The following is an 8457-nucleotide window of genomic DNA, read 5'->3' as shown; positions in this document are numbered from 1 at the left end:
TCTTCCTCCGAACCGAAATGAGCCGTAAAACTGAATATGTTCATAATCCCTGCTTTTTGAGCGCTAATATACTAAAAATATTAGGTGTGTTTGCGGAGAATCAGATAGATTTTTCAAAACACTCAAGTCCATACTCGCATTATGAAAAATTAATAAATTAGATGAAAGATATTTAGAAAGTTCGTCTTCCCATAATTCTTGAAAATTAAGGGAAAATTCTACATCTTCATATGAAATTCCGTGTATTGAAGTATGAGTTTTTAAAAACTTTTCTGATTTTGGTGGATTTATATAGTGTTTTGTCGAATAAACTATTGTGTCATTTTTCACGAAGCATAATCCGATTGCACAAGCACTTAATCTACTGTTATTTGCTGTCTCAAAGTCAATAGCAATAAAATCAAATTTATTTTCAAAGTACTCAGGGAATGTATGAGGATTTTTAAATTGATTGAATTTCAATTTTTGCAAAATCGCTTGTTCGTATTGAGGTTTTACTTTATAACCAACTTGTTTTGCTTTTTTTAGCCAAGGTTCAAGAATATAGTTTGGTGTATTTTCGATAAAATTATAGAATAGAAATTCATTGTTTGTTTCAGGATTTATTCCCGAAACTTCCATTTCAATTTGATTTTTTGGTTTAGGTTTAAAAAAGTTAAACATAGTTCATTTTGTATAATTCAGACGAGTTTTGGTGTAATATGGCATATAACGTTTGGCAAATTGGCGATGGAGCCGACTTTTAGCACAAATGTTGAATAGAATTACTAATCTTCAACATTGCACAAAAGTTCAATAGAAGTACTTCACCGGCTCTATTGCCAATTTGTTTGTTATGTGCCGTTTTATTCCATTTTATACATTTAACAATTGCTGAAACGTAAAGTCGGGTTTAAACATTTCAATTTCGTTTTGAGTTGATTCTTCTTGTGCTTCTTTGCCATAGATAAACATTTGCTGTTCATAATTTTTAACAGCCTCTTCAATGCTATTAAATTTTCCATCGGCTAGATTATCAGACAATATCAAGGCATCCACCAACCCACTATTTACTCCCTGCCCTGCAAAAGGCGGCATCAAATGTGCGGCATCCCCAATCATTGTTATGGGTAATGGGCGCTTGCTTTTCCAAGGCTTTTCTAAAGGAAATATCCGTGTAGCCAATCCTACAAATGACAACGTCGTATGAATCAATTCTTTGTAGCGTTCGTCCCAATCGGAAAATTCTTTCAGAAGAAAATCAACGACACTATTTCTGTTTTGAAAATCTACCTGCGTTTGGTTTTTCCATTCATCAGGTGTTTTAAAACTTATTCCAAAATGCAATGCACCATTATTATTGGGGTTAGCAAATAATAAATTACCTTGGTGAGATGCCATTAGCCGGTTTCCATTGCATAGCTGAAAAAATCCAGGACAGTTTATCTCTGGTTGATGAATATCGGCTTGTATATTGAAAGTACCTGTTTCTTCAACTTCCGTGTCGGTAACAAATTTTCTTACCTTGGACATCCCGCCATTGGCAAGAATAACCAAATCTGCTGTTTCACTCGGTTTATTCTCAAAAGTTAGTGTCCACTTCTTCTTACCAGGTTCAAGCATAACAAGTTTTCTATCCCAAATAACCGTGTCGTTTTCTAAACTATTCAACAAGATAGCCCTTAAGTCATTTCTGTTTATTTCAGGATTGTCAAATCGATTTTCGGGCTTTACATTTTTTGTGGATAAAATATTGCCTTTTTCATCAGCAATATTTACACCCATTGGTAAGGCTAAGTCATAATAAGTTTGTAACAATCCCGCTTTTTTCATTGCTTCCTGACCTGAACCTTTGTGTAGGTCAAGGGTTCCACCAAAAATTCTTGCCTCTCGGTCGTTGTCTCTTTCGTAAACTGAAACGTCTATGCCGTTTTGCTGTAATAATTTTGCCATAGTCAGTCCAACGGGTCCACCACCAATTATTGCAACGTTCTTATCACTAAGTAAATTCATTTGTTTGTCTGTATCTATTCGCATTGTCATTCAAAAATGGCACATAACGGGAAACGCATTGGCGAAGTGGCGGATAAATTGAACCGAAAGTTCAATTTAGCAGTGACGTAGCCGATGTGTTTCCACAGAAGCTAAATTATTAAAAAAAAGCTGAATGTGGGACACATTCGGCGGAATAAAAAGCACAAAAGTTGAATTTTGAACTTAACCCGCCATTTTGCCAATGCGATGTTATGTGTAGTTTTTTAGTATCTTTGTCAGATGAAATTATCAGATTAGCAAATTTACTTTACGCAACGTATAGGAAGAGAATAGTTTAGTATTATTCTTCGTTTCCTTATTGTCTCTTATTGTAAATTAAATATGTTAAATAATGAAAAATTACTTCGAAAGTCCTTTTAAAGGAAAAATAATCAAAGACCACATAACTAATCCCAATATAATTTCGGGTAAATATTCTTATTATTCTGGTTATTATCACGGTCATTCATTTGATGATTGTGCTCGTTATCTGTTTCCGGACAGGAATGATGTCGATAAACTAATTATCGGTTCTTACTGCTCAATAGGGAGTGGTGCAAGTTTCATAATGGCAGGTAATCAAGGTCATAAATATGATTGGATTTCCAGTTTTCCATTTTTTTATATGTCTGAATTTGATGTTTTCAGTAAAAGCCAAGATGGATTTCAAAAAGCAGGAGATACAGTTGTTGGGAATGATGTTTGGATTGGTAGTGAAGCTATGATAATGCCAGGAGTTCAGATAGGAGATGGAGCTGTTATTGGCAGTCGTGCTTTGGTTACAAAAGATGTTGAACCTTATTCAATTGTAGGGGGAAATCCAGCCAAATTAATAAAAAAGAGATTTAGCGATGATGACATCCAAAAGTTGCAGGAAATGAAATGGTGGGAATGGGATGAGGAAAATCTTTTTGAAGCAATGCCAATTCTTTGTTCAAATAAAATCGATTTGTTGTACAAGTTTTTTAGAAAAATGAAATGATAAAAAGAAGGTTCCGAAATTCGGAGCCTTTTTGTTTTAACTGCGTTTGCGGCTAAAATTACACATAACGTGCCGCGTATTGGCGATGGGCGGGATTTTTAGCACTGAACTTTAATCGAAGAACAGAAATTGAATTTTGCACTTCCGTTGATACGAAGCCGTTCAGCCCGCCTATTGCCAATACGATGTTGTACGACGTAGTTATGTTTTGGGTTTTAGTCCAGCTAAATATTTTCGTATGTCATTTTCTAATTTATCCGGGTATTTGTACTCTAATTTTTTTGACAATTCAGTTCCTATTTCTGAAACTAAATCAGTCATTGAAAATAGAGCAGTCCAATTTTCCTTTATATTGCTCCCTGAAAATGTTTGTTCTGTTTTAGCCCACATTTCCTGGTTAAGATACTTTTTGAAAAGTCGTCCATATTTATTGGTCGTTATGTTCCAATTGTGTTCACTTGCAATGTGCCATTCAATTAAAGGAATTAAATATTCTGTGCGAATAACGGTTTCCGACATAAATTTCGCATAGAATATTTCATCTCTCACAAGACACTTTGCCACGTAAGTTGTGTCCCACCAAAAATCGTTTATTAGATTTTGAAACTCTTTTTCAGACGGTTTTTTGATAATGGAAATTTGATAAGTTGGTTTCAGCATTTGCTTTGTAATACCATCTTTATCAATTAAAATTTTATAACCAATATCCCAATCTTCTGGTAATTCTTTCTCTTGCGTTTCCTTTATAAATTTTGATTTGCTGTAAAGTTTAAAATCTACTTTCACACCGTCTTCATAAAGTAGCATTTTCATTGCGTGTTTATGGTTAAAACAACTTTCGTCTTCTTCAATCATAGCAATTGGATTTCCGAATTTAAGCGTCCAGCTTTTGTCTGAAATGTAATTTGTATTATCCTCAAAAACAAATTCAATGTCTAAATCACTAAATTCGTCAACAAGTGCTAAAGGATTTACAAGTGAACTTGTCAGAAGAAGAACTCTTACATCTTCGTTTTTCTCCGACCATTCTATAATTGTTCTTAACTTTTCTTCTCTGACTTTCATTTTGTTTGGTTCGGTTTTACTATGTCGTACAACGGTTCTCAGCTATACGCAGGCAGGGATTTTAACCACTGAACTTCCTACGAAGAACTGAACTTTAAATTTACCACTTAACTGTCCTACGAAGCACGAAACCCCTGCTTGCGTATAGGTGATGTTATGCGGTCGGTTTTCATTTTCTCTTCTTTCTCGTTAATTTGTCAAGCAAAGTTACTAAATTTGCAGTCAAGCAATTTCAATTTTTGAATTATGTATTTCAGCAGACCTTGGACTTCTATCTAAGTGATAGGCAGTCCTGAAAATTCCAATCTCTTTTAGGTCAAGACAATTAGTCTATGGGTTTCGTGTACCGACTTTTTTGTAAAGGCGTTACGTTGTCATAGTTGCTCTGTCGGGTAATACTGTCTATTCACTTCTCCACGATTTGAATTCAAGTTGTGTGCTTCCCCGAAATTGGTCCGATTAAAAATAGAAAAAAGGCCCTATTTTTAATTAATAATTATGAAAACAACACAATTTACGGAAGCACAGATTGTTTCAATATTGAGACAGCACGAGAAAGGCGTTAAGGCAAGTGATATTGCCAGGTCAAATGGCATTTCAGAGAAGACCTTTTACCGCTGGCGAAGCAAATATGGGGGGATGGAAATTAACGATCTCAAGCGCCTAAAGGAACTGGAAGCTGAGAATGCCAAGCTCAAACGGATGTATACCGACTTGGCACTACTGAATGAGGCCTTGAAAGATGTGATCGAAAAAAAGCTTTAGCGCCTTGCCAAAAAAAGGAAGTCGTTACCTATCTGACCTGCGAACATCGGATAAGTAAGCGCAAGGCCTGCAAAGCAATTGGACTTCCCAGGAGCAGCTATAGCTATCAAGCTTGCTCCAAACAGGATGATAAATACATTGGGCTATTGAATGCTTTGGTCGATAGGCACGTCAGTATAGGTTTTTGGCAGAGCTATCATAGGATACGAAAATCCGGAGAGGTGGTTAACCACAAAAAACTGTACAGGATCTATACCGCACTAAAACTTAACATTAGAAGGAGGACAAGGAAAAGATTGCCAGCTAGGGCAAAACAACAACTATTTAAGCCACATGCAATCAACCAGGTCTGGAGCATAGATTTTATGAGTGATAGCCTGTGGGATGGGAGAAAAATAAGGCTATTGAATGTAATCGACGACTTTAACAGGGAAGTACTTATGATAGAGGCCGATACCTCGCTGCCAACCTTAAGGGTAATCAGGTGCCTGGAAGAAATTGCCCAGCAAAGAGGTTATCCGCAAATGATCAGAGTGGACAACGGACCGGAGTTTATTAGTGCAAAATTGGATATGTGGAGCAAGCAGAGGCAGATCAAACTGGTTTTCATACAGCCCGGCCAACCCACACAGAATGCTTACATTGAAAGGCTCAACGGCACATTCAGAAGAGATATTTTAAACGCCTATGTGTTCACATCAATAAAAGAGGTAAAAATGATAAGTGAGGAATGGATAAAGGATTATAATTATAACAGACCGCATAGAGCGCTAAAAAATAAAACACCGATGGAGTATAAGTTTCAACAATAAATTCTATTTTTGATTGGCACGAAAATAAGGGAAGCACACAAAGTATTCACCTGTAAGAAGTTACTAATGACAAAAAAGAAATTGCCCGTTCGTTTTACGGGTCAGCACTTTACTATTGATAAAGTGCTAATAAAAGATGCAATAAGACAAGCAAATATAAGTAATCAGGATACGGTTTTAGATATTGGGGCAGGCAAGGGGTTTCTTACTGTTCATTTATTAAAAATCGCCAACAATGTTGTTGCTATTGAAAACGACACAGCTTTGGTTGAACATTTACGAAAATTATTTTCTGATGCCCGAAATGTTCAAGTTGTCGGTTGTGATTTTAGGAATTTTGCAGTTCCGAAATTTCCTTTCAAAGTGGTGTCAAATATTCCTTATGGCATTACTTCCGATATTTTCAAAATCCTGATGTTTGAGAGTCTTGGAAATTTTCTGGGAGGTTCCATTGTCCTTCAGTTAGAACCTACACAAAAGTTATTTTCGAGGAAGCTTTACAATCCATATACCGTTTTCTATCATACTTTTTTTGATTTGAAACTTGTCTATGAGGTAGGTCCTGAAAGTTTCTTTCCACCGCCAACTGTCAAATCAGCCCTGTTAAACATTAAAAGAAAACAGTTATTTTTTGATTTTAAGTTTAAAGCCAAATACTTAGCATTTATTTCCTGTCTGTTAGAGAAACCTGATTTATCTGTAAAAACAGCTTTAAAGTCGATTTTCAGGAAAAGTCAGGTCAGGTCAATTTCGGAAAAATTCGGTTTAAACCTTAATGCTCAAATTGTTTGTTTGTCTCCAAGTCAATGGGTAAACTGTTTTTTGGAAATGCTGGAAGTTGTCCCTGAAAAATTTCATCCTTCGTAGTTCAAAGTCGGGTGGTTGTCAAGATGATTTTTCTGGTTTGGTGTCGTCTTTTAAGCTGCCGCATAACGAAAAATGGTAGCCGTAGTTGCCGGATTTACAGCACTTTCGTATCAATTTAGCACTTCGGTTCGTTAAAAGCACCAAAGTATCAAGTTGGCACGAAAGCCGGCAATTATCGGCTACCATATGTTAGTGGCATTTATCATTTCATTATATTCATTTGCTTTAACGCATTTTTTGTTACATTAATTCTCGATGAAATAAAATCATCAACATTCAATCCGTCTGTCGGAATTACATTTGTTGCAAAAAAATAAACATTAGATTTTGTTTCAACATAACCAACAAACCAACCATTATATTTTTCTTCTATCGAACTTAATCCAGTCTTACCGCTTAAAATGTAATTTTCAGTTCGCTCAATTTCCATAATATTTTTGACAATCTTTATTGTCCTATCAGAAATTGGAAATTTTGAAAAATAGAATTTCCTTAAAAAGTCGATTTGTTGTTTTTGAGATATTTTTGAATTTCCTTCAAGCCAAAAATTGTCAATCGTTAAACTGTCAAAAATCATATTTTTATACTCAAATTTTTCTAAATATTCTTTCATTTTAATTGTTCCGATTTTCCTTGCAATTTCCTGATAGCAAGGAACACAGGAAATTCTAAAAGCATCTTTAAATGATAAATCTTTTTCCCAAATATCCATTTTTCTCTGCTCGCCATTCCATTTTAAAATAGTTGTATCATTTTCAATAATGCCTAATTCAACAGCAATTATAGAATTTGGAATTTTGAATGTTGATGCAGGTAATTTTCCGTTTTTAGCCCAATCAAAGTCATTTGAGTAAAAAGTATTCTTGTCGTTATCATAAATTAGAATTGAACCATTTACTTGAAAACTATCTAAAATTTTGTCAAAATCAGAAATTTCTGTTTCAATTATGTTTTTATTCGTTGTTGTGTTACAGCAAACAAATAAAAATATCATTGAAATAAAAACTACAAATAAAATATTTTTCATTTATTGTCTAATTATCGTTTGTTTTTGTTGCCACTAACGGGAAACGCATTGGCGAAGTGGCGGATAAATTGGACAAAAAGTTCAATTTAGCAGTGACGTAGCCGATGTGTTTCCACAGAAGCTAAATTATTAAAAAAAGCTGAATGTGGAACACATTCGGCGGAATAAAATGCACAAAAGTTGAGTTTGGCACTTAACCCGCCATTTTGCCAATGCGATGTTATATGCCGTATTTTTTGATAAGATAATTTAAGTCAGCTTCGTTTAAAATTCTAATGTTTGCTTTTTTTGATTGGTTTAAGTCGTTTATTTTTTGGATTTTTGACCAACCACAATCTTCACCTGCAAAAACAAAATCTACTTTACCTGTTATTCCTGATTTTATTTGTCCACCAATTTTCATTAGAAAAGTTTTTATTTCTTCTCTTTCTATTGAAAAGTTGCCCGTAATAACTATTCCTTTTCCTATTAAATCAATGTTTTCAAGTTCGTTTTGAGTTATTTGATAATTTGATAAATGCTCTTCATTTTCTTCTAAAACATCTTCACTTGGTTGATTGAAATAATTATTATTTGTTTTAGGCTGGTCATCAATTTTTCTTATTAGTTCTTGATAACTTGGATACTTGTCAGTCAATTCGCCAAATATTAAAGCACAAAGTTTTGCATCGAATTCTGGGTCGTGATGATTTGTTACTTCTAAGTCCAAACTCTCTGCTAAATCTTTTATTTTTTTAGGCATCCCAAGTTTATCTGCAAATAACATTGTGTCAATATAACTTATGACATATGGTTTTAAATTATAATGTTCATATAGATTTTTCTGATTATCCGTTTATGCACCTGTTATATTCGCAATTACTAGTCTGTCAAAGAGTTTGTCTCCAAAATACCGTCTGTTTAATTTGTAAATAAACTCGTTGAGA

8 protein-coding genes are annotated in these 8457 nt (G+C 34.5%); 3 read left to right on the top strand and 5 right to left on the bottom strand.

Annotation, left to right across the window (positions count from 1 at the left end; genetic code table 11):
- Positions 1 to 63 precede the first annotated feature (63 nt).
- Positions 64 to 663: an exonuclease domain-containing protein gene (locus ACYVHJ_RS19475; RefSeq protein ID WP_050427871.1), complete on the bottom strand. Its 600-nt coding sequence runs from the start codon at positions 661 to 663 to the stop codon at positions 64 to 66.
- A gap of 192 nt (positions 664 to 855) precedes the next feature.
- Positions 856 to 2022 (bottom strand): tetracycline-inactivating monooxygenase Tet(X2), encoded by a 1167-nt coding sequence (locus ACYVHJ_RS19470; protein WP_008651082.1) that lies wholly within the window; start codon positions 2020 to 2022, stop codon positions 856 to 858.
- A gap of 343 nt (positions 2023 to 2365) precedes the next feature.
- Here ACYVHJ_RS19470 and catB point away from each other — a divergent pair, with 343 nt between their 5' ends.
- Positions 2366 to 2995, top strand: a complete 630-nt coding sequence (gene catB, locus ACYVHJ_RS19465; protein ID WP_460518170.1) for a CatB-related O-acetyltransferase — start codon at positions 2366 to 2368, stop codon at positions 2993 to 2995.
- 201 nt (positions 2996 to 3196) lie between these two features.
- Here the strand turns inward: catB and ACYVHJ_RS19460 are convergent, their stop codons facing one another.
- On the bottom strand, positions 3197 to 4060 hold the full coding sequence (locus tag ACYVHJ_RS19460) for an AadS family aminoglycoside 6-adenylyltransferase (protein ID WP_010257826.1): 864 nt from the start codon (positions 4058 to 4060) through the stop codon (positions 3197 to 3199).
- Positions 4061 to 4558: 498 nt separating this feature from the next.
- Between ACYVHJ_RS19460 and ACYVHJ_RS19455 the strand changes: the two genes are divergently transcribed.
- Positions 4559 to 5637, top strand: a protein-coding gene (locus ACYVHJ_RS19455) for an IS3 family transposase (RefSeq protein WP_141629448.1) whose coding sequence is annotated in 2 segments (ribosomal slippage) — positions 4559 to 4820 and positions 4820 to 5637 — 1080 coding nt in all. Because the reading frame shifts where the segments join, the coding sequence is not laid out codon by codon here.
- 66 nt (positions 5638 to 5703) lie between these two features.
- Positions 5704 to 6504 carry a 23S rRNA (adenine(2058)-N(6))-methyltransferase Erm(F) gene (erm(F), locus tag ACYVHJ_RS19450; protein ID WP_004295323.1) on the top strand — a complete coding sequence of 267 codons (801 nt, stop codon included), beginning with the start codon at positions 5704 to 5706 and terminating at the stop codon, positions 6502 to 6504.
- Between the two features lie 202 nt (positions 6505 to 6706).
- Here erm(F) and ACYVHJ_RS19445 read toward each other — a convergent pair whose 3' ends face one another.
- Complete coding sequence (locus ACYVHJ_RS19445; RefSeq protein WP_004295324.1) at positions 6707 to 7531, bottom strand: class D beta-lactamase OXA-347; 825 nt, start codon at positions 7529 to 7531, stop codon at positions 6707 to 6709.
- A gap of 220 nt (positions 7532 to 7751) precedes the next feature.
- Positions 7752 to 8297 (bottom strand): BRCT domain-containing protein, encoded by a 546-nt coding sequence (locus tag ACYVHJ_RS19440; protein ID WP_005807148.1) that lies wholly within the window; start codon positions 8295 to 8297, stop codon positions 7752 to 7754.
- Positions 8298 to 8457: the final 160 nt, after the last annotated feature.

Source organism: Cyclobacterium sediminis, assembly GCF_054781075.1.
The sequence above is the reverse complement of the archived record's forward strand: the minus strand, read 5'-3'. Positions and strand labels throughout refer to the sequence as shown.

Coding starts and splice junctions, on each gene's coding strand:
- ACYVHJ_RS19475 (WP_050427871.1), bottom strand. CDS start 663: ATGTTTAACTTTTTTAAACCTAAACCAAAAAATCAAATTGAAATGGAA.
- ACYVHJ_RS19470 (WP_008651082.1), bottom strand. CDS start 2,022: ATGACAATGCGAATAGATACAGACAAACAAATGAATTTACTTAGTGAT.
- catB (WP_460518170.1), top strand. CDS start 2,366: ATGAAAAATTACTTCGAAAGTCCTTTTAAAGGAAAAATAATCAAAGAC.
- ACYVHJ_RS19460 (WP_010257826.1), bottom strand. CDS start 4,060: ATGAAAGTCAGAGAAGAAAAGTTAAGAACAATTATAGAATGGTCGGAG.
- ACYVHJ_RS19445 (WP_004295324.1), bottom strand. CDS start 7,531: ATGAAAAATATTTTATTTGTAGTTTTTATTTCAATGATATTTTTATTT.
- ACYVHJ_RS19440 (WP_005807148.1), bottom strand. CDS start 8,297: ATGTTATTTGCAGATAAACTTGGGATGCCTAAAAAAATAAAAGATTTA.